22 protein-coding genes and 1 tRNA gene are annotated in these 24861 nt (G+C 44.4%); 5 read left to right on the top strand and 18 right to left on the bottom strand.

The window, feature by feature from the left end; genetic code table 11:
• Positions 1-16: 16 nt before the first annotated feature.
• From TY03_RS14480 to TY03_RS14440, 9 genes are all read right to left on the bottom strand, one after another.
• On the bottom strand, positions 17-481 hold the full coding sequence (locus TY03_RS14480) for an ExbD/TolR family protein (protein WP_042371170.1): 465 nt from the start codon (positions 479-481) through the stop codon (positions 17-19).
• Positions 481-1071: an ExbD/TolR family protein gene (locus TY03_RS14475; protein ID WP_042371169.1), complete on the bottom strand. Its 591-nt coding sequence runs from the start codon at positions 1069-1071 to the stop codon at positions 481-483. The genes TY03_RS14480 and TY03_RS14475 overlap by 1 nt, the downstream gene beginning before the upstream one ends.
• A 37-nt stretch (positions 1072-1108) precedes the next feature.
• Positions 1109-1579, bottom strand: coding sequence for a hypothetical protein (locus TY03_RS14470; RefSeq protein WP_042371167.1), 471 nt, complete (start codon positions 1577-1579; stop codon positions 1109-1111).
• An 8-nt stretch (positions 1580-1587) separates the two neighbouring features.
• On the bottom strand, positions 1588-2382 hold the full coding sequence (locus tag TY03_RS14465) for a MotA/TolQ/ExbB proton channel family protein (RefSeq protein WP_042371165.1): 795 nt from the start codon (positions 2380-2382) through the stop codon (positions 1588-1590).
• 75 nt (positions 2383-2457) lie between these two features.
• Positions 2458-2545, bottom strand: a tRNA-Ser gene (locus TY03_RS14460).
• Between the two features lie 162 nt (positions 2546-2707).
• Positions 2708-3484: a TatD family hydrolase gene (locus tag TY03_RS14455; protein WP_042371426.1), complete on the bottom strand. Its 777-nt coding sequence runs from the start codon at positions 3482-3484 to the stop codon at positions 2708-2710.
• A 7-nt stretch (positions 3485-3491) separates the two neighbouring features.
• Positions 3492-4193, bottom strand: coding sequence for a hypothetical protein (locus TY03_RS14450; RefSeq protein WP_042371163.1), 702 nt, complete (start codon positions 4191-4193; stop codon positions 3492-3494).
• A 13-nt stretch (positions 4194-4206) separates the two neighbouring features.
• Entirely contained in the window at positions 4207-5181 is a 975-nt protein-coding gene (locus TY03_RS14445) for a polyprenyl synthetase family protein (RefSeq protein WP_042371162.1), read from the bottom strand.
• Between the two features lie 88 nt (positions 5182-5269).
• Entirely contained in the window at positions 5270-5953 is a 684-nt protein-coding gene (locus TY03_RS14440; RefSeq protein ID WP_042371160.1) for an energy transducer TonB, read from the bottom strand.
• A gap of 274 nt (positions 5954-6227) precedes the next feature.
• Here TY03_RS14440 and cmk point away from each other — a divergent pair, with 274 nt between their 5' ends.
• The 3 genes from cmk (at position 6228) to pfkA (ending at position 8905) form a co-directional block, all read left to right on the top strand.
• The gene (cmk, locus tag TY03_RS14435; protein WP_042371159.1) at positions 6228-6917 is read left to right on the top strand and encodes a (d)CMP kinase; all 690 of its coding nucleotides are present in this window, start codon (positions 6228-6230) and stop codon (positions 6915-6917) included.
• Positions 6918-6941: 24 nt separating this feature from the next.
• Complete coding sequence (locus tag TY03_RS14430) at positions 6942-7820, top strand: 4-hydroxy-3-methylbut-2-enyl diphosphate reductase (protein ID WP_042371158.1); 879 nt, start codon at positions 6942-6944, stop codon at positions 7818-7820.
• Between the two features lie 104 nt (positions 7821-7924).
• A complete protein-coding gene (gene pfkA, locus TY03_RS14425) occupies positions 7925-8905 on the top strand; it encodes a 6-phosphofructokinase (protein WP_042371157.1) in 981 nt (326 codons plus the stop codon).
• Between the two features lie 237 nt (positions 8906-9142).
• Here pfkA and TY03_RS14420 read toward each other — a convergent pair whose 3' ends face one another.
• The 3 genes from TY03_RS14420 to TY03_RS14410 are packed head-to-tail and all read right to left on the bottom strand — an operon-like array spanning position 9143 to position 13933.
• A complete protein-coding gene (locus TY03_RS14420; RefSeq protein ID WP_042371156.1) occupies positions 9143-10486 on the bottom strand; it encodes a citrate/2-methylcitrate synthase in 1344 nt (447 codons plus the stop codon).
• A 12-nt stretch (positions 10487-10498) separates the two neighbouring features.
• Positions 10499-11686, bottom strand: a complete 1188-nt coding sequence (gene icd / locus TY03_RS14415; protein ID WP_042371155.1) for an NADP-dependent isocitrate dehydrogenase — start codon at positions 11684-11686, stop codon at positions 10499-10501.
• 3 nt (positions 11687-11689) lie between these two features.
• Positions 11690-13933 carry an aconitate hydratase gene (locus tag TY03_RS14410; protein WP_042371153.1) on the bottom strand — a complete coding sequence of 748 codons (2244 nt, stop codon included), beginning with the start codon at positions 13931-13933 and terminating at the stop codon, positions 11690-11692.
• A 110-nt stretch (positions 13934-14043) separates the two neighbouring features.
• Here TY03_RS14410 and TY03_RS14405 point away from each other — a divergent pair, with 110 nt between their 5' ends.
• Positions 14044-15936, top strand: coding sequence for an AAA domain-containing protein (locus TY03_RS14405; protein WP_074434184.1), 1893 nt, complete (start codon positions 14044-14046; stop codon positions 15934-15936).
• A gap of 82 nt (positions 15937-16018) precedes the next feature.
• Here the strand turns inward: TY03_RS14405 and ilvC are convergent, their stop codons facing one another.
• The 5 genes from ilvC to ilvD are packed head-to-tail and all read right to left on the bottom strand — an operon-like array spanning position 16019 to position 21972.
• Positions 16019-17065, bottom strand: a complete 1047-nt coding sequence (ilvC, locus tag TY03_RS14400; RefSeq protein WP_042371149.1) for a ketol-acid reductoisomerase — start codon at positions 17063-17065, stop codon at positions 16019-16021.
• A 58-nt stretch (positions 17066-17123) separates the two neighbouring features.
• Entirely contained in the window at positions 17124-17867 is a 744-nt protein-coding gene (locus tag TY03_RS14395; RefSeq protein WP_042371147.1) for an acyl-[acyl-carrier-protein] thioesterase, read from the bottom strand.
• Positions 17860-18423: an acetolactate synthase small subunit gene (ilvN, locus tag TY03_RS14390; RefSeq protein ID WP_042371144.1), complete on the bottom strand. Its 564-nt coding sequence runs from the start codon at positions 18421-18423 to the stop codon at positions 17860-17862. The genes TY03_RS14395 and ilvN overlap by 8 nt, the downstream gene beginning before the upstream one ends.
• Positions 18424-18442: 19 nt before the next feature.
• Positions 18443-20140 (bottom strand): biosynthetic-type acetolactate synthase large subunit, encoded by a 1698-nt coding sequence (gene ilvB / locus TY03_RS14385; RefSeq protein ID WP_042371142.1) that lies wholly within the window; start codon positions 20138-20140, stop codon positions 18443-18445.
• A gap of 29 nt (positions 20141-20169) precedes the next feature.
• Positions 20170-21972, bottom strand: coding sequence for a dihydroxy-acid dehydratase (gene ilvD, locus TY03_RS14380; RefSeq protein ID WP_042371139.1), 1803 nt, complete (start codon positions 21970-21972; stop codon positions 20170-20172).
• A gap of 474 nt (positions 21973-22446) precedes the next feature.
• On the opposite strand from ilvD, the gene TY03_RS14375 reads away from it, so the two are divergent.
• Positions 22447-23034: an FKBP-type peptidyl-prolyl cis-trans isomerase gene (locus TY03_RS14375; RefSeq protein WP_042371138.1), complete on the top strand. Its 588-nt coding sequence runs from the start codon at positions 22447-22449 to the stop codon at positions 23032-23034.
• A gap of 74 nt (positions 23035-23108) precedes the next feature.
• Here TY03_RS14375 and TY03_RS14370 read toward each other — a convergent pair whose 3' ends face one another.
• Positions 23109-24845 (bottom strand): RagB/SusD family nutrient uptake outer membrane protein, encoded by a 1737-nt coding sequence (locus TY03_RS14370; RefSeq protein WP_042371424.1) that lies wholly within the window; start codon positions 24843-24845, stop codon positions 23109-23111.
• Positions 24846-24861: the final 16 nt, after the last annotated feature.

The raw sequence follows: 24861 nt of genomic DNA, 5'->3' as shown, positions 1-24861 counted from the left end.
ATTATTGCTATTTTGCTTATTCACGTGGTTTAGCAGAATAGTTAATCTTTAGTGCATAAGCTTGACGAAGCGCATTCTTGATATCGGTTACGATACCCATCTTTGTTTCCTCATCAATTTTCAAAGAAACTGTCATCATAGCTTGGTCAGCTTCTTTCATGCTTGATCTTTCCTGGATAATGAAGTCTTGTACTTCAGAAACTTCAGCGTAGCTATCATTCAACTGAATGCGGCTTTCAGAACCCATTTTCTTACGGAACTCTTGTGTAGGCTTACCTACATAGATGAACGTAACCAATGATTTCTTTTCCAGTTTTTCAAGTTCAGTACCTTGCGGAACCTTAAACTCAACCTTCAATGATACCTCACGCATTGTTGTTACAATCATAAAGAAGAACAACAAGGTAAAGATAAGGTCAGGCAGAGAAGAAGTGTTCAACGCAGGCATTTCACGTTTACCTGTTTTATTAAACTTTCCCATTACTTCTTTTCTCCGTATTTTTTAGGTTCTGCCTCAGAAATCTTCTGAGGATAAATTTCACGAATAGCTTTCTGCTGATCTTCACTCAGGTCGGCATAGTTTCTCTGCCATTTTTCTTGAGCCAACTCGTTTCTCAACTCATTATAAGCAGCTACGAGTTCGTTCTGAACGCTAATATATGCCTGATAAGAAGATCCACGGTCATTCTGCAAAGAGATTACATGTTTTTCCGTAACCATAGTCGCTCCAAAGAATTCAACATCTTTCGATACCTTCTCGGGGAGTGATTCATCGTTATAAGGATTCACAATAAAATCTTTTGCTCTCTGCTTCAATTGTGTAACCTGAATATAATCATTTCCGCACATCAACTGATCATCCTTGTTCAGGTAGATCTGCAAAACGTTACGTTCTTTAATCTTATCATCATTCTCTTTCTGATCCTTTTCTGGCGGTGGGGGCAAGCGTCTTGCCAAACCACGGTCAGTATCCATAGATGTCGTAATCAAAAAGAAAATAAGCAACAAGAAGGCAATATCGGCAGTAGAACTGGAGTTAATATCAGGAACTTTTCTTTTTCCTTTTGCCATTTTAATTACTTTTTTAAAATTGAGTTACCTCAATTGATTATGATAATTTCTTTTTAATGCTACTTCCAAGGATAGCTACAACAGTAGCTGCCAACAAGAAGTAAATAGTGTAAAGGAACATATCGGTAAGTTTCAACCAGAAAGGAACATTTTCAGATCCGTCATAACCTGGCAATACCAATGTTTCATCACTACCCATTACCCAAGAAATCACCAATACAGCAACTAATAGAATAATACCAACCAAAGACTTGATAGCTCCCATCGGATTATCTTTCAAAGCAGTACCAAATTGGAACACAAAAGCAATCACAGTCACGACAACAGCGATGCCGAACAGTCCGTACATCAGATACAACAGTGCATCTGTATTTGCAGGGTTTGACATATCCGGTACGATTGGAGTAGCCATCTCACCACCCATGTAGAAGAGGCCCATCACTACCAGAATAGCAGCAAACATTGCATAAAGTACGTAATATGATAATTTATATGTTAACTTATTCATTACGCAGATTATTTTTTGTATTTCAAGTTGTATTTGATCACCATATCAAGCAAAGAGATAGAAGAATCTTCCATTTCGCTTGTAAGAGCCTCAATTTTAGAAAGGATGTAGTTGTAGAATACCTGAAGGATCAAAGCAACAACAAGACCGAAGATAGTAGTGATCAAAGCCACTTTCATACCACCTGCAACAACCGTTGGAGAGATATCACCTACTTGTTGGATCTTATCAAATGCCATAACCATACCTACTACTGTACCCAAGAATCCTAAAGAAGGAGCCATTGCGATAAACAGAGTGATCCATGAACAGCCTTTTTCAAGGTAACCTGCCTGTACACCACCATAAGATACAACTGATTTTTCTACTACATCAATACCTTGGTCGATTCTCATCAAACCTTGATAGTAGATAGAAGCCACAGGTCCTCTAGTATTACGTGCGATATCTTTTGCAGCTTCAACATCACCTTTCTCCAAAGCAGCTTCGATAGCTCCCATGAATTTCTTCGTGTTGATTTCTGCCAAGCTTAGGTAAATAATACGTTCGATACAGAATGCCAAACCGATAACCAAAGCGATAGCTACCAAACTCATGAAAGATGCAGTACCTTCAATGAATTTAACTTTAATTTCTTTGTGGATACCACCTTCTTCTGCGGCAGGAGCATCAGCAGCAGGAGCATCAGCAGGAGCAACCTGTTCAGTTTGTTCTGCTGCAGGAGCATCTTGAGCCTGAGCAAGTTGAGTTGAGCCAAATGTTAAGACTCCCATCACAGCAACAATTGCAAATAACTTTTTCATTGTGTGTCTAATTTTTAAGATTAATTAATTAATTAAATTTATTATTATTATTGTAATTATTTGTTCGTAAATCCGCGGAGAGAGCGGGATTCGAACCCGCGATACACTTTTGGCGTATACACGCTTTCCAGGCGTGCCTCTTCAACCACTCGAGCATCTCTCCTACAAATATTACTTATACATTCTCGCCATAACTCTTAAAGAGGAGTGAGCCAAAAATGATTTCAGCCACAAATGTATTCTTTTTTTTCTTCTTGCACAGCATTATCGCTTTTTTATCTATCAGAAATAGTTCAAATTAATATATTTTAAAATCTTTCTGACCTTATTTGAGCATTCCAAACATTTTTAAAGCGTTTACTGAAGTCGCTTGAGCAACCAGTTCCGGAGGCATATTATACACTTCGGCCACTTTCATCAATGTATCTTTCAAATTGGCACTTTCATTCCGTTTACCTCTATTTGGCATTGGAGTTAAGTATGGGGAGTCTGTTTCGAGTACGATGCGTTGCAACGGAATCTCTTTCAAAGCCTCGGGCAAGGTGGACTTTTTGAAAGTCACCACCCCATTGATACCAATTAAAAACTGCGAAAACTCCAGTAAACGAACGGCCTCTTCAACGCTCCCGGTGAAACTGTGAAAGATACCCCTCAAGGATGTGTTTTTATAAGGAGACAGCACTTCACAGATAAGTTCAAAGGCCTCTCTGGAATGAATCACGATAGGCAAATCATACATTAGAGCCCACTCTATCTGCTGCTCAAAAGCAGCACATTGCTGCTTCAAAAATGTTTTGTCCCAATATAAGTCCAACCCGATTTCGCCAATGGCTACAAAGTCATGAGGAGCTGCCAGCCGATCGGCTACAATGGCCAGTTCTTTTTCATACGATTCATTCACAGAGGTCGGATGCAAACCGATCATCGGGAAACAAAGATCTTTGTAAGCGGCACATACCGAGAGCATTGGTTCAATGGTAGTACTATCTATATTGGGCATAAAGATATGCGATACACCGGCCTTTCGGGCACGATCCATAACCTGAGGTAAATCCGCTGAAAATTCTTCCAAAAAGAGGTGAGAATGAGAGTCAACAAGTATCATACGTTTATTCTATTGGCTGTTCGCCTGTTCGATAATAATAAATCAGTCCGTAGTCACGACATAAGTTTAACCGAACTTCGTTGGGAGAGATGTCCTGATAAGCAGCTTCTACCTGATTCCAGATATCCAGAATCAGTTCATCGGCCCGTCCCCGCATCGCTGCCAGTTCTTCCAAGCTACGGGCAGTAAGTGCCTGAAGTCCTTTTTGCCTCTCATATCCATCCAGAAAGATATCGTAATGAACCTTCACTTTGGCAATGGTAGGCGTATAAACAGGAATTCCCCCTTGGGCTATTCGCTTACGTTCGCCCTCAATCACGTTCTTCCCCCAAAGTACAATAGCGGCTTCATTGGTTAAGTCGGGTACATTGTGATCGCTTGTCGACAAGCTATATAGTTTTTTATGCATTTCCTTTATTTCGGAACGAATGACGGCCATGTTAAGCACTTGAATAAAATGAGAAATATACAAACGGGCTGTTTTTACATGCACCTGATGCTTGCGACTGGCCTTCGTTTGATGGTCCAGACATTGGGCATAGTAATCTTGCATAACCTCAAACTTCTGTAAATAAGAGCGTGCCTCCGAAAGTGTATGTAGTGATATGGGCAATTCACGAAGATTAGACGCATCACCTTTCATGACCGCTGCTTTCAGCGCCCTGATTCTTGCTAAGTCGGTGTTGGGCAATCGTCTATAAGGCATTCTATAATAAAAATCAGAGTTTTCTATGCATCAAACTCTTGGTTAAGTCAATCAATTCTGTTTTTAACTCCGCCGCAACATTGACTGCAGAAAGGTTCTCCATAGCCGAGGTGTAATATTGTTGCATCAGATTTTCGCACACCGTCCTCACCCCTATTTCGTCATAAAGCAGAGTTACCGCTTTTATTTTCTCGTCTGCTTTGAAGGTTTCGGCAGCAATCCATTTCTTTAACTCGCCTCGTTGAGCCTCATTGGCATGCTCAAGTACTTTGATGAGCATATACGTTTTTTTATTGCAGAGAATATCTCCGCCGATATTCTTGCCGAATACGGCAGTATCTCCATAAACATCCAGTAGATCGTCTTGCAGTTGAAAAGCCACCCCTATCCGGATGCCGAACTGATATAAGTATTCGGCGTCGGAAGCAGATGCACCTCCCAGAATGGCACCGATCTTAAGACTGGCTGCCAGCAATACAGCTGTTTTGAGGCGAATCATTTCGATATATTCATTCGCAAGCACATCGTCGCGATGTTCAAACTCCATATCCATTTGCTGTCCTTCACAAATTTCAAGCGCCGTTTGACTAAATAGGTCGAGCACCTCTTTAAGGTGTTCGGTCGGACAATCCGAAATAAACTGATACGCCAACACCAACATGGCATCGCCCGAAAGAATGGCGGTATTGTCGTCCCAAACCTTATGAACCGTTGCTTTGCCTCTCCGCTTGTCGGCATTGTCCATCAAATCGTCGTGTAGCAAGGTATAGTTATGATACACTTCAACACCCGTAGCCGGTCCATAAATGCGAGCCACATCTTCTTTATAAAGATTATAAGCCATAAGCATAAGTACCGGTCGAATGCGTTTTCCGCCCATAGACAATACATACTCAACAGGAGCATACAAACCTTTGGGGCTGCGAGTAAATCGAAGTGCTTCGATGTGCGCATTCATTTTATCGAGCATTTGAGATGAAGTGAACATACTTTGATGATTTAAACGGGTTTAAAAGAACAGGCTAATTAACAAAAAGAGGCTGCTTTACGGCAGCCTCTTACTATGCTATACAATATTATTGCAATCTAAACATTACAGGAACCGTATACTTTACACGAACGGGTTTACCGCGCTGCATACCCGGCTTCCATTTGGGCATAGTGCCAATTACACGAAGAGCTTCCTTATCCAAATAAGGGTCAACACTCTTCACAACTCTTGGGTCTACGATAGAACCGTCTTTGTTCACAACGAACTGAACGATCACACGACCTTGAGTTCCATTTTCCTGAGCAATGGTAGGATACTTAATGTTCTTACCGAGAAACTGCATCAATGCAGCCATACCGCCGGGAAAATCGGGCATTTGTTCTACTACCTCAAAAATGGTTTGTTCTTCAGGTTCTTCCTCTACCACTTTTACCGCTACATATTTTACTTCTACTTTCTGTCCGGTATCTTCGGTCGATGCAATCACCGCTTCCTTCACTTCTGCTTTGTCATCAACAATATTCAGAATTTCTGCTGCCGCAGGAGCCTCAGGAGGAGGAGGGACAACTTCTTGTTTTTGTTCCGTAATCGGAATGATCTCTTCTTCAAATACGAGGTCGGCCAATGCCTGACTTGTATCAATCACTATGTCACGTTTAGTCCATTCGAACGCTACGAACATAAAGGTTAATACAATCACGTAGCCAACAAGCATCCAGGTAGACTTCTTACCTTCCAGGTCTGCTTTGGGTGATTTTTTAACTTCCATACAAATATAAATAATTAAATGTGTGTTCCTGGTTTCGAGCTTCAATAGCTTTTCTGTGGCAAATATAATGGAGATATTTTAAAAATGCAGTATATTTGAGCAGAATTTTCGGCCAGCATGTTAAAAAAGAATATAATCCTGCTTTTTTCACTATTTTTATGCTTCACACAGGGTCACAAGCAGGCAACGGAGTGTTTTATTCCGTTCGGTGGAGTCTCGACTTCAGGCATGCTGCCGTTTCACTTTACACTAACATGATAATACATACAATCAGATGAAAAAGATAACTATAGCAATCGACGGATTCTCTTCTTGTGGAAAAAGCACCATGGCCAAAGACCTGGCCAAAGAAATCGGATATATCTATATTGATAGCGGCGCCATGTATCGGGCAGTTACTTTATACAGCATAGAAAACGGCATCTTCTGCGGAAGTGAGATCAATGTCGAAGCACTCAAAGAACGTATCAACGATATTCACATCACCTTTCGGATTGATCCCGAAACAGGACGCCCGGTGACGTATCTGAATGGCAACAACGTAGAAAACAGAATACGCACCATGGAAGTATCCTCTAAGGTAAGCCCCATCAGTACGCTGGGCTTCGTACGCGAAGCATTGGTCGAGCAGCAACAAGCCATGGGTCGCGAAAAGGGCATTGTGATGGATGGAAGAGACATCGGAACCACTGTATTTCCGGATGCCGAACTGAAAATATTCGTCACGGCATCGGCCGAAGTTCGTGCTCAACGCCGATACGACGAGCTAAAGGCGAAGGGTGAAGAAGCCGACTTCGACAGCATTCTCGAAAACGTGAAACAGCGCGATTACATTGATCAGAACCGCGAGGTAAGCCCGTTGCGCAAAGCCGACGATGCCTTGACACTCGACAATACGAACCTAACCATCGACGAGCAGCGCAATTGGCTGTTCGACCGTTACAATCAGGTAATCTCCAAGTAATTATTCTAAATTAGTGCTAAACCCATGACAAAAGTAGAAATAGACAAAGGATCGGGCTTTTGCTTTGGGGTGGTAACCGCCATCAACAAGGCCGAAGAAGAGCTGGCAAAAGGGGCTACCCTTTATTGCCTGGGAGATATTGTACACAATAGCCGCGAGGTGGAGCGACTCAAAGAGATGGGACTTATCACCATCAACCACGAAGAGTTTGAGCAGTTACACCATGCCAAAGTGCTTCTTCGTGCCCACGGAGAACCACCCGAAACGTATGAGATAGCTCGTCGCAACCAGATTGAGATTATCGATGCCACCTGCCCGGTGGTATTGCGTTTGCAGAAACGGATCAAAGTCGAACACCGGGAAGAGAGCAAAGAGGAGAAGCAAATCATTATTTACGGGCAAAACGGACATGCCGAGGTACTGGGATTGGTTGGGCAAACCGCCGGAAAAGCCATCGTTATCGAGAAACTGGAAGAGGTGAAAAGCCTCGACTTTACGAAAAGCATTCGTCTGTATTCGCAAACAACCAAATCGCTCGATGAGTTCTGGGAAATAGTAGACTATATCAAAGAGCACATTTCCCCCGAAGCAACATTCGAGTATTACGATACGATTTGCCGTCAGGTAGCCAACCGCATGCCCAACTTACGTGAGTTCGCAGCCTCTCACGATCTCCTTTTTTTTGTCAGCGGCAAGAAGAGTTCGAACGGAAAAATGCTTTTCAGCGAATGCCTGAAAGTAAATCCAAATTCACATCTGATCGATAATGAAGAAGAAATAGATAATTCACTACTCGAAGGCGCACAATCCATTGGTGTATGCGGAGCCACGTCTACTCCCAAATGGCTTATGGAAAAGATTTACAGAGTGATTAAAACCCGTATCGAAGCAAAAGATGTTTAACGTTATTTATTACTGAACACTTTAGTTTAGCAACAAAGAAATACATTTGCAAAGGCTTTTTGTTATCTTTGCAGCATCAAAATTAAAATAATAATAAGATTGTTATGGCAACAGTAAAGTGTATCGGTATTTTAACCTCGGGCGGCGACGCTCCGGGAATGAATGCTGCCATTCGTGCAGTAACACGGGCAGCAATTTACAACGGTTTAGCTGTAAAAGGTATATATAGAGGATATAAAGGTCTGGTAACAGGCGAAATCAAAGAATTCAAGAGCCAAGACGTAAGCAACATCATTCAATTGGGAGGAACCATCTTGAAAACAGCACGTTGCAAAGAATTCACCACTCCCGAAGGACGCCAGGTAGCCTACGACAACATGAAAGCCGAAGGTATCGATGCATTGGTTATTATCGGTGGAGACGGTTCGCTAACAGGCGCACGCATCTTCGCTCAGGAGTTCGATGTTCCGTGTATCGGATTGCCCGGCACCATCGACAACGATCTTTATGGCACAGATACTACCATCGGATACGATACGGCACTAAACACGATTCTCGATGCCGTGGATAAAATACGCGATACAGCCACCTCGCACGAACGTCTTTTCTTTGTCGAAGTAATGGGACGCGATGCCGGATTCCTAGCCCTTAACGGTGCTATTGCCTCGGGAGCCGAAGCAGCCATTATACCGGAGTTCAGCACTGAATTCGACCAACTGGAAGAGTTCATCAAAAGCGGTTACCGTAAATCAAAAAACAGCAGCATCGTACTCGTAGCCGAGAGTGAACTTACAGGCGGTGCCATGCACTATGCCGAACGCGTAAAGAACGAATATCCGCAATATGACGTACGTGTAACTATTTTGGGACACCTGCAACGCGGTGGTAGCCCTTCGGCACACGACCGTATTCTAGCCAGCCGGTTGGGTTCTGCAGCCATCGATGCCATTATGGAAGACCAACGCAACGTCATGATTGGAATCGAGAACGATGAAATTGTATATGTTCCCTTCAGCAAGGCCATCAAGAAAGAGAAACCGATCAACAGAGAGTTGGTAAATGTACTGCGTAAGTTGTCTATTTAAACGGAGCATACGAGCGACCGTATTTTTTATCACTACATACAGATAAAGCGTTTCCTTATATACAAGAGTACGTACTCTATCGAGCAATAAGATACTAATCTATGCTCTATAAAGTACGTACTCTTGCTGTATAAAAGTACGTATTCCTTTACGCACTCATTATCAATTTATTATATTACACTTTCCCATGCTTTCCGCATCAACCGATGCTTGAAGCAGGTAAAGAAATCTGCTGCATCAACGAGCCTTCAACGGTATGTATTTAGCCTCATCGAGTACATTCTTATAGGCCGGACGAATGATTCGTTTACCTTCGAAATTCAACTCCTCGTTGCGATGTGCACACCAGCCTACGATACGAGCCATAGCGAAAAGCGGCGTATAGATCTCCTGTGGCAGACCGATCATCTCGTACACAAAGCCCGAGTAGAAATCTACATTGCTCGATACCGTCTTCCCGTTGTTCTTAATTCGACCGAAAGTAGCGATAGCACGCTCTTCGAGCAGTTCGAGGAAAGCGAATTCGCGCTCTTTATCCTTTTCTTTTGCCAGATCGCGAGCCAACTCCTTGAGCAGTAACGCACGCGGATCGGAAATGGTATATACGGCATGGCCGATACCATAAATAAGACCGGTTTTGTTATACACCTCTTTGTTTAGCATACGGGTGAAGTAGGTATCAATCTCATCTACATTGGTCCAATCTTCAATATTCTGCTCGAGATGATGGAACATATCGACCACTTGAATGTTGGCACCTCCATGAAGCGGGCCTTTAAGCGAACCGATACCGGCAGCAATCGAAGAATACGTATCCGTTCCGGTAGACGAGGTAACACGCACCGTAAAGGTAGAGTTGTTACCTCCACCATGCTCTGCCTGAAGAATGAGCAACAGATCGAGGGTTCTTGCTTCGAGTGCCGTATAGTTCTTCTTCAACATATAAAGGAAGTTTTCGGCAAGAGACAGCTCATCCTGTGGATGGCGAATATGCAGCGAACGACCGAAGGTGGCATGGCGCAACATATTATAGGCATACGCAATGATGGTAGGGAACTTCGAAATGAGGTCGATGCTCTGACGCATCAGGTTATCGCACGAAATATCATCGGGGTTGGCATCGAAGCGGTACATTTCGAGTACGCTACGAGCCAGAATATTCATGATGTTCGAACCCTCGAGCTCGATGATATTCATCTTGGTTTTTTGTTCGAGCGGCATATTATCGGCTACCAACTCCCGGAAGGAAGAGAGCTCATCGCGATCGGGCAAATGTCCCGACAACAACAAATAGGCAACTTCTTCGAAGCCAAATCGTTTCTCCTTGATCACCCCATGAACAATGTCTTCGACATCATACTCCCGATAAAATAGTTTGCCGGGAATGGGTTTGAGCCCACCACCGGGGATACGCTCGTAACCTACCACATTGCCCACCTTGGTGAGTCCCACCAACACACCCGTACCATCTTCGTTGCGCAATCCGCGCTTTACATCGAACTTCGGAAAAAGCTCTGCATCAATACGTGCAGCATTCTTCATCTCTTCAGAGAGTTTATAGACAAGATATTCTTTTTTCATGAGTCAGTCATATTAATCATTGATTCTTTGGATAATTTCGTGTGCAAAGGCAGTAGTGCCAAGTGAGTGTCCATCGGGCATAAAGCGAGCCAGATCATGGGTAGCACGCCCATGACTAAAGCTCTGTTCGAGGGCAGTTACAATCAAATCGGCAGGTTCCTGCCACCCCATATATTCGAGCATCATCACCGCCGAAAGAAGCAGCGAACAGGGGTTCGCCTGATCGGTTCCGGCAATATCGGGTGCAGTGCCATGTGTGGCCTCAAAAATAGCATGTCCGGTGATATAGTTGATATTGGCTCCGGGAGCAATGCCGATACCTCCTACCATAGCAGCCAACTGGTCGGAAATATAATCTCCGTTGAGGTTCAACGTTGCCACTACCGAATAGTCTTCGGGGCGAAGCAACGTGTTTTGCAGAAACGCATCGGCAATGCAGTCGTTCACCTTCAGTGTTCCTTTGGCAAGAGCATCGCCAAACTCGCGCTCAGCCAGTTCATAGCCCCATTTCTTGAAACCTCCTTCGGTATATTTCATGATGTTTCCCTTATGCACCAATGTTACAGTGGGCAATCCAAACTCCAGTGCATAGCGACAAGCAGCACGTACCAAACGCTCGGTTCCCTCTTTTGACACCGGTTTTACACCAAAGCCCGATGTTTCGGGAAAACGCACTTTCGTTACCCCCATCTCATCGTGCAGAAAGCGGTAGAACTTTTTAGCTTCGGGCGTACCTGCTTCCCACTCGATACCGGCATAGATATCTTCGGTATTCTCGCGGAAGATAAACATATCAACTTTCTGTGGTTCTTTCAGTGGCGATACCACTCCCCGAAACCAACGGACGGGACGCAGGCATACGTACAAATCGAGCGTTTGGCGCAAAGCTACGTTGAGGGAGCGTATGCCCCCTCCTACGGGAGTGGTTAGGGGGCCTTTAATGCCAATCAGGTATTCCTGAAAAGCATGCATGGTATTGTCGGGAAGCCATGAACCGGTGACATCAAAGGCACGTTGTCCGGCCAACACCTCCATCCATTCAATGTGTCGGCTACCGCCATAAGCCAGTTCGACTGCCTTATCTACAATGGCTTGCATAGCCGGCGTTATTTCGGAGCCTACACCATCGCCCGTAATAAACGGAATGGTAGGCACATCGGGTACGAGCAGCGTACCATCTGTTTGTTTTGTTATTCTCATATTCTATCTTGCGTTTAGTGCAGAGCCGGCACGGAACCAGGCTATCTGCTGTTCATTATAAGTATGTAGTACTTCAATCACGTCTTTCGTTCCGTCCTCGTGGTAAACGATTACTTGCAGGTTCTTATCGGGAGCAAATGTCTCCAACCCAACAACGGTGAGGAGGTCATGTTCGCAGATACGGTCGTAATCGGCCTTTTCGGCAAAGGTGAGGGCAAGCATGCCTTGCTTTTTCAAATTGGTTTCGTGGATACGTGCGAAACTCTTGGCCAGTATAACCTTTACGTTGAGGAAGCGAGGTTCCATAGCAGCATGTTCGCGGCTGGAGCCTTCGCCATAGTTTTCTTCGGCTACTACGATGGAGCTTTCGCCGTGTTGTTTATACAACTTGGCGGTGGACGAGACGGTATCATAGGTATTCGTCAGCCGGCACCATACTTTATTGGTTTCGCCATTGAAAGCATTCACGGCACCCATCAGCAGGTTATCCGAGATATTCTCCAAGTGTCCGCGAAAGCGTAACCAAGGGCCTGCCATCGAGATGTGATCAGTTGTACATTTGCCCTGTGTCTTAATCAAGAGAGGCATATCTACAAAATCGGAGGCACGCCAAGGAGCAAAAGGTAACAACTGCTGCAAGCGATTCGACTCGGGATTTATCACAATCGCAACTTCCGATCCAGCCGGTGCTATATATCCATGAGCATCGGTCAAGAAGCCATGCACCGGTAGTTCATCGCCATGCGGTTCATCGAGTTTCACCCGTTCGCCTTCGCGGGTAAACAAACGATCTTTCAACGGGTTGAAACAAAGATCTCCGGCAATGGTCAAGGCCAATGTCAGTTCGGGAGATGCCACAAAGGCATACGTATTGGGGTTTCCATCGGCTCGTTTGGCAAAATTACGATTGAAGGAGGTAACGATGGAGTTCTTACGGGCATTGTCGTCGGTATGGCGTTTCCACTGACCGATGCAAGGGCCGCAGGCATTGGCCATAATCGTTGCACCCAGCTTTTTGAAAAGCGTCATCATACCGTCACGCTCGGCTGTAACCCTGATTTGCTCCGAACCCGGATTAATAATCAGTTTGGCAGCCACGCTCAAATCTTTTTCCAATGCTTGTTGCGCAATGGAGGCTGCCCGGCTGAGGTCTTGATAAGAAGAGTTCGTACACGAACCAATCAGCCCTACTTCCATCTTACGAGGATAACCATTGATTAATACCTTTTCGGCAAATTCCGATATGGGTGTAGCTGCATCAGGGGTAAAAGGCCCGTTAATATAGGGTTCGAGCGTATTTAAATCGATCTCGATCAACTGATCATAATAACATTCGGGCTGTTCGCATACCTCCGGGTCGGCGCATAGGTCGTCTTTTACTACGTCGGCCATTGCAGCCACCGTTTCGCGTCCGGTAGCACAAAGGTAACGCTTCATCGATTCGTCGTAAGGGAACACAGAGGTGGTAGCACCTACCTCAGCACCCATATTGCAAATGGTTGCTTTGCCGGTAGCAGAAATTGATTCGGCACCGGAACCAAAATATTCGATAATAGCATTGGTACCTCCTTTGACGGTAAGAATACCGGCCAACTTTAAAATGACATCTTTGGGGGCTGCCCATCCGCTGAGTTTTCCCGTTAGCCGCACACCGATCAAACGAGGCATCTTGAGCTCCCACTCCATGCCCGTCATTACATCGACCGCATCTGCACCACCCACACCAATGGCAATCATTCCCAATCCGCCTGCATTGGGGGTATGCGAATCGGTTCCAATCATCATTCCACCGGGAAAAGCATAGTTTTCGAGTACCACTTGATGAATAATACCTGCACCCGGTTTCCAGAAACCAATGCCGTAGCGGGAAGAGACATCGCGAAGGAAATCATAAACTTCTTCATTCGTATGTCTGGCAGTAGCTATATCTTCGCGTGCCCCATGATCGGCCTGAATCAGGTGATCGCAATGTACGGTAGAGGGAACAGATACCTGATCTTGACCGGCATTCATAAATTGCAATAAAGCCATCTGTGCAGTAGCATCCTGCATGGCTACCCGATCGGGACGAAAGTTGACATAATCCTCGCCACGCTTGTAGTTATTCACCACTTTTTCATCATACAAATGAGCATACAAGATCTTCTCAGACAGTGTTAATGGTCTTTTCAGTATAGCTCGCACATGCTCTATCTTCCCTTTATAAGCGGAGTAGAAGCATTCCAACATCTTTTTATCATATACCATTCAGTTTCTCTATTAAATTAAATATAGTATATTAACGATTGGGAAGAGTGGAAAGTTTAGGAGAACGAGAAGAATTCGTACCTTTGCCCGTGAGTAATTCATTAAACAATATGACAAAAAACATCCTCGCTCCCATCGCCGATCTGCAACACCAGCAACTCTTACTTCGTATGGAGTACGAATATGAGAAAGAAGAATTTCGGCGTCAGACCGAGTCAATGGGGATAGCCCGAAAAATAAAACGAGGACTTTGTTGGTATCCCGTTACCACAGGGCGGAGCTATTACAACTCTCTGAACCAACTCGTCGTGGAAATTGAACGAAGCGAAGAGAAAGAGATTGAACACGCTTTCGAGTTCGGACGACCGGTCTGTTTCTTCAGGCAGGGGTACGATGGAAAAATACAGTACATGAACTTTACGGCTACAGTGAGCTTTGCCGGCGAAGAACGCATGGTAGTGGCACTACCCAGTGCCGGTGCACTGCTCGAAGTGCAGGCAACCGACCGTTTGGGAGTTCAACTCTATTTTGACGAAACGTCTTATCGTACCATGTTCGAGGCATTGGAAGAGGTGATACGGGCCAAAGGCAACCGCCTGTCCGAGTTGCGCGATATCTTACTCGGTTCGCTGCCCTCGCGTAGCCGGGAGCTCTATCCGGTTCGTTTTCCCTGGCTGAATACCACACAGGAGGCCTCTGTCAATCAAGTACTTTGTGCAAAAGATGTCGCCATCGTGCATGGCCCTCCGGGAACAGGAAAGACGACCACGCTGGTCGAAGCCATTTATGAAACCTTGCACCGGGAGAATCAAGTACTCGTTTGCGCGCAAAGCAATACGGCTGTTGATTGGATTTCGGAAAAGCTCGTCGACCGTGGAGTGCCGGTCTTACGCATCGGCAATCCGAGCCGGGTGAATGACAAGATGCTTTCGTTTACGTACGAACATCGTTTTGAGAGCCACCCGTCTTATGCCGAATTGTGGGGCATCCGAAAGTCTATTCGCGAAATGAACAGCCAGCTACGTCGCGGCAATCATTCCAACCGGGAAGGAATCCGAGATCGTATAAACCGGCTCAAGGAGCGAGCCACCGAATTAGAGATACTTATCAATGAAGAGCTTTTTGCCGGTGCCCGTGTGATCGCTTCGACCTTGGTTAGTAGTAACCACCGGGTGCTAACAGGTCGTCAATTCTCAACTCTTTTCATCGACGAAGCGGCACAAGCACTCGAAGCTTCGTGTTGGATTGCCATCCGACGATCTCACCGAGTGGTATTGGCAGGCGATCATTGTCAGCTCCCTCCTACCATTAAATGTGCAGAAGCTGCTCGAAGCGGATTAGACCGAACGCTGATGGAGAAGGTTGTGAATGGTAAGCCGAACTCCGTTTCGTTACTAAAGGTTCAGTACCGTATGCACGAACAGATTATGCGCTTTCCCTCCGAATGGTTCTATCAGGGGTCACTTGCAGCAGCTCCCGAAATTCGTTATCGAGGTATTTTAGATTATGACACGCCCATGGCATGGATAGACACCTCGGCAATGGAGTTTCACGAAGAGTTTATCGGAGAGAGTTTCGGACGCATCAATAAATCGGAAGCCAACCTGCTACTACAAGAACTCGAACAGTACATACAGCGTATCGGCAAAGCCAGAGTGCTGGACGAGAAAATTGATTTCGGTCTTATTTCGCCTTACAAAGCACAGGTACAATACATACGCAATAAGATAAAAGTTACCCCTTTCTTTCAGCCGTTTCGCAGCCTCATCACCGTAAATACGGTAGATGGTTTTCAAGGGCAAGAGCGAGATGTGATCTTCATCAGTCTGGTTAGAGCGAATGAAAACGGGCAGATAGGTTTCCTTAACGATCTGCGCAGAATGAACGTTGCCATCACCCGTGCACGCATGAAGTTGGTCATTCTGGGCGAAGCAGCCACATTGACCAAGCATCCTTTTTATCGAAAGTTGATGGAATATATAGATGCATGTACACCCGCATAATGAAGCAGTAAAAACAGAGAGGGTGATCCCGTGTGTAACAGGATCACCCTCTCGTTAATATTAACCTATACCAACTAAGTGTTTAGTTGTTTTCGGGACGCAGTTTACGAACAACAGCACCCGCCTGCCACATCTCGCTCTCGCGCAATGCTTTCAGTTCGGCATCCAAACCTTCACGATAGTCGGGTTTAGAGTTGGTATCGATAGAACGCTGTGCTTCGTTACCGCATTTTACTTCGGCATACAGTTTTTCGAATACGGGTTTGGTTGCATCATGGAACGGAGTCATCCAGTCAAGTGCACCACGCTGAGCCGTAGTAGAACAGTTCGCATACATCCAATCCATACCATTCTTGGCAAACAAAGGCATCAGCGATTGAGTTAACTCTTCGACTGTTTCGTTGAATGCTTCGGAAGGCGTATGACCGTTTTCGCGCAATACCTCGTATTGAGCCAACAGCAAACCTTGAATAGCACCCATCAAGGTACCACGTTCGCCCGTCAAGTCAGAATAAACTTCGCGTTTGAACGTTGTTTCAAACAAATAGCCCGATCCTACGCCGATACCCAATGCCACTACGCGGTCAAACGCATGGCCTGTAGCGTCTTGGAAGATAGCAAAAGAGGAGTTCAAACCGCGTCCTTCAAGAAACATAGAACGAAGTGAGGTTCCCGAACCTTTCGGAGCAACCAGAATAACGTCTACATCGGCAGGAGGAACAATGCCGGTGCGCTCTTTGTAAGTGATACCAAAACCATGAGAGAAATACAACGCCTTACCCGGAGTTAAGTGTTTCTTCACAGTAGGCCATACTTCGATTTGAGCAGCATCCGAAAGCAGGTATTGGATGATTGTTCCACGTTCGCAAGCCTCTTCGATATCAAACAATGTTTCGCCGGGTACCCAACCATCGGCAACTGCCTTTTCCCACGTTTTACCACCTTTACGTTGGCCTACAATTACATTGAAACCATTGTCGCGCAGGTTCAGTGACTGACCGGGACCCTGTACGCCATAACCAATAATGGCGATGGTTTCATTTTTTAATACTTCACGAGCTTTCTCTAACGGAAATTCTTCGCGTGTTACTACATTTTCAGTAACACCACCAAAATTCATTTGTGCCATTTTATTTCTAATTTTTAGTGACGAGTTGCCTCGTCTTGTTATTATTTACTTGTTGATTCTATTGAAATTTGACTTTTGCACGACAAACCACTTCTGTATCGTTCTTTTTTATTTCGACGTGATATTCATCGGCATCCACTTCTTCTTGAAAGAAAGAGAGTACATCTCCATAGTAGCTCTCGGCTACATAAGCCATTTCGAATCGGCGAATCTGTTTTGACTGATACAGCTCGATAGGAAAAAGATCGAGGATATGCTCGATATACCGAATACTATTCACATGACCGTTGATATCTATATCGCTATATTTCGCTGTTAATGTAGCGGCAACCTCCTGTGTGGTTACTTTTATACGCGAAGGTTTATCGATGGGACAAGGTTCATCGGCAATGTAGTCGACAATGCCACCGCCATGCAAGGCCAATAGGTCGGCCGGTTTGCGTGTATTGAGGTTAATCATCGCCCAAACAGAACGGGCATAACCAATCTTTTTCCCATCCTTATCGAGAATTGCAAAATTACGATCGGTAAACAAGCGATACACATTTTCGACCCATGTTTGAATACTAAAGTCCTCGTATTGATAAGGCATCTCGTCGAGTTCAATAGCCAAACGAGAGAGCACCCATGTATAGTTTTCTTCGTTTAGGGTAGCAATGCCAAAACCCCGGTCGGTTGCATGAAAGCCTGCACAGTTTAGTAAATGATTGCCCAATACCCCCATGGTAAGATGGCCGGTAAAGTCAACATGAAAAGGTTCGGCTACAAACCGATAGGTTCCTAATTTATTATTATCACTCATTCCCTTGATTCTTTTTATTGATAGTATATTGAGCCTCCCTGTCGGCAAGGAACTCATTGACACGTTCGAAGCAGCTCGTTGTTATAGCCACACGCCCCGAACGCACAAATTGCAACACACAGTTGAGTGCTTTCAACTCATCATAAAGTGCGGTAATATCTTCGCTGATACCGTTCTTTTCGACAATGGCAAAGACCGGGTTTACCTCTACAATACGAGCGTTGTACCGACGGATAACTATCGAAGCATCGGGAGTTGCCTGAAATTCGGGCATTGAAACTTTATACAAAGCGATTTCATGAAAATAGATTTCATCATCGGCAAAATAATGTGCCTGCAATACATCGATTTTCTTTTCAATTTGTTTAGCAACCTTTTCAATAGTATCTTTATCCGTACATGCAGTGATGGTATACTTATGTACTCCCTTGATGGAAGAAGCCGATACATTCAGGCTCTCGATATTAATCTGGCGACGAGTAAATACGGCTGTTACCTGATTCAGTAAACCGGCTATATTTTCCGAATGAACAATTAAAGTATATAATGTCTTCATTAATTTTCGAATTACTAATTCAACACTCTAACAACATCTGATTCACCGAACCGCCCGGAGGGGTCATCGGCAACACGTTGCCTTCTTCTATGACACAAGCTTCGAGCAGGTAAGGTCCTTCGGTCGATAACATTTCACGAATAGCTTTGGAGAGCTCCTCACGAGACAAAATCCGACCGGCAGGAATATCATAAGCCTCAGCTATTTTCAGATAGTCGGGATTCATCATCGGAGTAAATGAATATTTATGATCAAAGAACATGGCTTGCCACTGACGTACATTGCCCAAGTAATTATTGTTCAACACAATAATCTTTACCGGTGCTTTCTGTTCCATAATGGTTCCCAGCTCTTGAATGTTCATTTGCAAACCACCATCGCCCATAAATGCGCAAATGGTTCGATCGGGACGCCCAAAAGTAGCACCTATGGCAGCCGGCAAGCAGAAGCCCATCGTTCCGAGCCCTCCGGAGGTGATAATACTGCGGTCTTTGCTATATTTAAAATAACGGGCAGCCATCATCTGATTCTGACCGACATCCGTAACCAATACAGCCTCATGGTTTGTAGCTTCGCTTATCGCCCGCACTACCTCACCCATTGTAAGTGCATCGCCCATCGGATAGAGTTCGGGACGAATCACCTTTTCTTCCTCAACGGCCTCAAAAGGCTTGAAACTGTCCAACCATTCGGTATGGCTATTGGGCTGTAATAATTGGGTTACCGCCGCCAATGTTTCTTTGCAGTTGCCCAAAACAGCTATATCGGCAGGAACATTCTTATTTATTTCGGCAGGATCAATATCAAAGTGAATCACCTTTGCCTGAGGAGCATACGTCTCCAGCTTCCCGGTTACTCGATCATCAAAACGCATACCGACAGCAATCAAAACATCGCATTTGTTCGTATTCATATTAGGCCCCAGATTACCGTGCATACCGAGCATGCCTTTATTCAGCGGATGTTCCGTAGGCAAGGCCGATAAGCCCAGTAGGGTACAACCGGCAGGCATCTCGGCCTTTTCGATAAAAGCGCGCAGTTCGGCTTGTGCATGAGCCAATTCGACTCCCTGACCTACAAGCACCAACGGACGCCGGGCTTGATTGATCAAGGCAGCAGCTTCTGTGATTGTTTGAGGATCGGTATCGGGTACCGGAATATAGCTACGAATAAAGTCGAGTTTGGTAGGTGTATACTCAAACTTCTCTACTTGCGCATTTTTGGCAAAGTCGAGCACCACAGGACCGGGTCTACCACTTTTGGCAATATAAAAGGCGCGTGCTACCGCCCAAGCCACATCTTCGGCACGACGTATCTGATAACTCCATTTTGTAATGGGCTGAGTGATACCGACTAAATCTACTTCCTGAAAAAAGTCTGTTCCTAAGAAATGGGTAGCTACCTGACCGGCAATGACCACTATCGGGGTACTATCGATCATGGCATCGGCAATACCGGTTACCGTATTGGTTCCGCCAGGCCCGCTGGTAACCAAACAGACACCAACCTCGCCCGATGCGCGGGCAAATCCTTGTGCAGCATGGGCTGCTCCTTGTTCATGACGAACCAAAATATGGTTTAGCGTCTCTCGATGGTCATACAAAGCGTCAAATACGGGCATAATAGAACCGCCCGGATATCCGAAAAGTGTTTTAACACCGTGCAGTTCTAGAGAACGCATTAAGGCTTCTCCACCTGAAATAATCTCTTTACTCATCGTTCTATGGGTGAATTAAGTGATACTATTTAATCGATTATTCTCACAGCTCCCTTATCGGCCGAGCTGACCATACTGGCATATGCCTTCAGGCTTTTGGGTACATGACGTTGGCGCGTAACAGGTGTCATACTGCGAGCAGCCAGCTCGTCATCAGTTAACCGAACGTTAATGGTTCGGGCGGGAATGTTGATATCGATGATATCGCCATCTATTATCTTTCCGATGTTTCCTCCTGCAGCTGCCTCGGGAGAGATGTGACCGATGCTTAAGCCCGATGTTCCTCCACTGAAACGACCATCGGTAATCAATGCACACTCCTTACCCAAATGCCGAGACTTAATATAAGAGGTCGGATATAGCATCTCTTGCATACCCGGGCCACCTTTAGGACCCTCGTGCGTAATGACCACTACATCGCCACTTACCACTTTCCCTTTCAATATGCCATCGCAGGCAGCATCTTGCGAATCGAATACTTTGGCAGGTCCGCTAAAGCACCAAATACTCTCGTCTACACCGGCTGTTTTGACTACACAGCCACCTTGGGCAATGTTTCCTTTCAATACAGCCAATCCTCCATCTTTGCTGTAAGCATGATTAAGATCACGAATACAACCCTCGGAACGGTCGGTATCGAGTTCTTTGTAATAGGATTCCTGTGAACCCAATACCAGGTTAAACTTTCCGGCAGGAGCACTTTTGTAGATACAGAGAGCCTTCTCACATACATTCGCACTGGCAATGGAGAAACGATCAATCGCTTCTGCCAGTGTCATTCCGTCAACCCGGGAAACAGTGGTGTCAATCAAACCACCCTTGGCCAGCTCGCCCAGAATAGCCATAATACCTCCGGCACGGTTTACATCCTGAATATGGTATTTCTGTGTATTGGGAGCTACCTTACAGAGACAGGGACTTTTGCGAGAGAGTGCATCAATGTCATCCATTGTAAAAGGAGTCTCAGCTTCGTGGGCTATAGCCAGTAAATGAAGTACCGTATTGGTAGAGCCTCCCATAGCAATATCGAGTGTCATTGCATTGAGAAAAGCTTCTCGGGTAGCAATACTGCGTGGTAGTATACTTTCATCGCCATCGCGATAATATTTGTATGTATTCTCTACGATCAACTTAGCAGCGTCTTTAAATAGTTTCTCGCGGTTGAGGTGTGTAGCCACTACCGTACCATTTCCGGGCAATGCCAAGCCGATAGCTTCGTTCAAGCAGTTCATGGAATTGGCGGTAAACATTCCCGAGCAACTACCGCAAGTAGGGCAAGCACTGTTTTCGATGGCAGTTACCTCTTCGTCACTCACGCTTTGATCACCCGCTTTAATCATAGCATCGATCAGATCGAGGTGCTGACCATTCAGTTCGCCAGCCTCCATCGGCCCTCCCGATACAAATACAGCAGGTATGTTGAGTCTCATGGCAGCCATCAGCATTCCCGGGGTAATCTTATCGCAGTTACTGATACAGACCATGGCATCCGCTTTGTGCGCATTTACCATATACTCCACACTATCGGCAATAATATCTCTGGAAGGGAGTGAGTAAAGCATTCCGTCGTGTCCCATAGCAATGCCGTCATCAATAGCTATCGTATTAAATTCGGCAGCAAAACAACCAAGCTTTTCAATCTCAGCTTTTACCAATTGACCAATCTCGTGCAAGTGCACATGTCCCGGTACGAACTGAGTAAAAGAGTTCACAATAGCAATAATCGGTTTCCCTAATTGCTCCTTCTTCATTCCATTGGCCACCCAAAGTGCACGGGCACCTGCCATACGACGACCTTGTGTGCTAATCGAACTGCGTAATTGTTTTTTCATTCCGATATTCCTTTAATGAATTAAAAAAGCCTTTCTCACTGTAGTGAGAAAGGCTCTAATTACTATCTTTTATATCTGTTTGATACAATGCATAACCTCTCTCACGCTCTTGACGGAATGACCACCACGACGTTAATTAGATGTAGAACTACTAGGTTATTCGTTGTATTCTTGTTCATAACTACTCTTATTTTATGCTGCAAAGGTAAGGGCTTTTTTATTATATCCAAACAAATTGAATAAAAAAAAGAAATAAAAGCATATAATCGTAAGAAAAACAAGAGATAAACATCACTTTTATCACTTTATATTCTTTCTATTATATATAAAAAAGACGGTTCAGACAAGCATTCGGGCTTAAAAGCACTTAATTATCTGAAATATGCAATAGCGATCTTAAAATAGAACATAAATTAATCGTATCTTTGTATCTCGGTTCATCCCGAATCTATTAATCACATTATAACATAACAGATGGAAACAGCAGAAAACAAGTACATCACCGTAGCGTATGAGTTGTACACTACAGAAGATGGAGAAAGAGAATTAATGGAGAAAGCAACAGCTGAACACCCGTTCCAGTTCATCTCAGGTCTGGGTACTACACTCGACGCTTTCGAAAGCCAAATAGTATCACTTAATAAAGGAGATAAATTTGAATTCACAATTGCTTCGGAAGACGCTTACGGCGAATATTCTGAAGAGCACGTGCTCGACTTACCCAAAAGTATTTTCGAGATCGACGGTCGATTCGACAACGAGCGTATCTATGCAGGTAACGTAGTGCCATTGATGGACGCTGAAGGACACCGTTTGAACGGAACCGTAGTTGAAGTACAAGAAGATAAAGTTGTTATTGACATGAACCACCCTCTTGCAGGTGCTGCACTTACGTTTGTAGGCGAAGTTATCGAAAACCGTCCTGCTACCAATGAAGAAATTCAAGGTATGGTCAACGTAATGAGTGGCGAAGGCGGATGTGGATGTGGTAGCTGTGGAGATGGCTGTGGCGACGACGAAGGTTGCGGCGAAGGTTGCGGATGCGGCGGAAGCTGTCATTAATTGATATAAAAATGCTACATTGATTCTGTTTTGTCTAAACAGAATCAATGTAGCATTTTTTATAATCAGGATTGTTACCAGGAAGGATTCTGTTTCAATTCAGGATTATATTCTATTTCTCCAGCCGGAATAGGCCATAAGTAATCTCGGTTCTCATTAAATTTACGTGTCGTCATTTGTTTTCCCAAAATACTAAATTCTTTGTGATTAAGAATGAGGTGCGATCTTCTCCAGCGACGTAAGTCACTATCACGGATACCCTCACCTGCCAATTCATATGCACGTTCTTTCACGATCCGCTCAAAGACCTCTTCCTTTGACATTGCTTTCAAATAATCAGGGCCACTATTAAGTAATGCTATCCCCGCACGTGATCTTATCTTATTAATATAAGTAACGGCCTCACTGCTTCTACCTACTTCATTATAAGCTTCTGCCAGCATTAGATATACATCTGCCAAACGAATAATTGAAAAGTTAACCGGTGTATGTGCACGGTCGGTTATAAGCCCTTTCCAGTTACCTTCGGGTATATACTTACGCCAATAATAGCTATCCCATCCTTTGTTATTACGGAAATAACCATCTTTCTCACTTAAAATCACCAACTTTCCTGTTTCGTCCTTACCAAAATAGAATGTCATCATCTTCTCGGCATTATTGACCCATCCAAGGTGTTGTGTAAATGGAAGAATAACAGTAGCGTTCAAACGTGGATCTCGTTGTGCGTACATATCCAATAGTTTCTTTTCTGCAGCAGCTTCTTCGGGCACAGGAATTCTTTTGAGTGTTTTTAAATCAATCGTTACCCGATATACTTTTTCTTTTACCGCATTATCCGCATTGGTATATCCCGGAAAGATTTCTTCCCAATTAAAAGGTCTTCCATCCTTGTATTCATACATTTCGACTAATCCACTGGAAGGAACCGAATTGTTCCATGAGTTGAAAGTAGCCCGACTACCAGCATAAAAGCAGAACGGCATACCATAAGGAGTACTAATACCTCCGACGTTAACAATCGAAAAAATCATTTCAGAACTAACATGTCCCTCAAATGGCTTGAACAACTCTTCGTATTTAGGATAAAGAGCATAGTTATATTTAGGATCAATCACCTCTTCAAAATCTTTGATGGCTTCAGCATAACTCTTATTATAAAGATTTACTTTACCACGCAAGGCATACACAGCTCCTTTAGTAACCCTTCCGTAATCAGACGCCGGCCAACTAATAGGTAGCGAAGAATTAATTACATCTGTCAAATCCTTCAAAATAAAAGCACGGGTTTCTTCAATGGTGCTTCGCGGTTTCAGCAACTGATTGAACTCCAACTCCAAATTAGTCGTTTCATCATATAAAGGTAGTCCACCAAAATAATCAAGTAAATGAAAATAGACAAGAGCACGCAAGAATTTTGCTTCTGCTATCATCGTTTGTTTGACGTTATCCGGAATATCTGCTACGCCCAGATTACGAAGAGCCGTATTTGCTTTCTGGATAGCATCATATCCATTTTTCCACTTTCCATTCAAAAAACCAGTTCGAGGGGTACAGGTGCCGATCATCAATGGTTCGTATTCATCGTATCCTACTGCCACATCGGAGTTTATATCAATTAGGAACATTTTACCATACAAATCGTTATTCTTAAGCGAGGCATATACACCCATGATTCCCTGTTTACATTGTGCTTCCGTTTTCCAAAAGGTAGAAGAACTAGGCTTATCAAATGGCGCCCTGTCTAAGTCATAGCATCCTGACAGAATGAAAATTATTGCCAAGAAGGATGAAATTATATATTTTTTCATTTTACGCATTTATTAA

It is taken from the genome of Bacteroides neonati (assembly GCF_000499785.1).
Lineage (GTDB): Bacteria > Bacteroidota > Bacteroidia > Bacteroidales > Bacteroidaceae > Bacteroides > Bacteroides neonati.
Note: the sequence above shows the minus strand (reverse complement) of the source record. Positions and strands in the feature narration are given on the sequence as shown.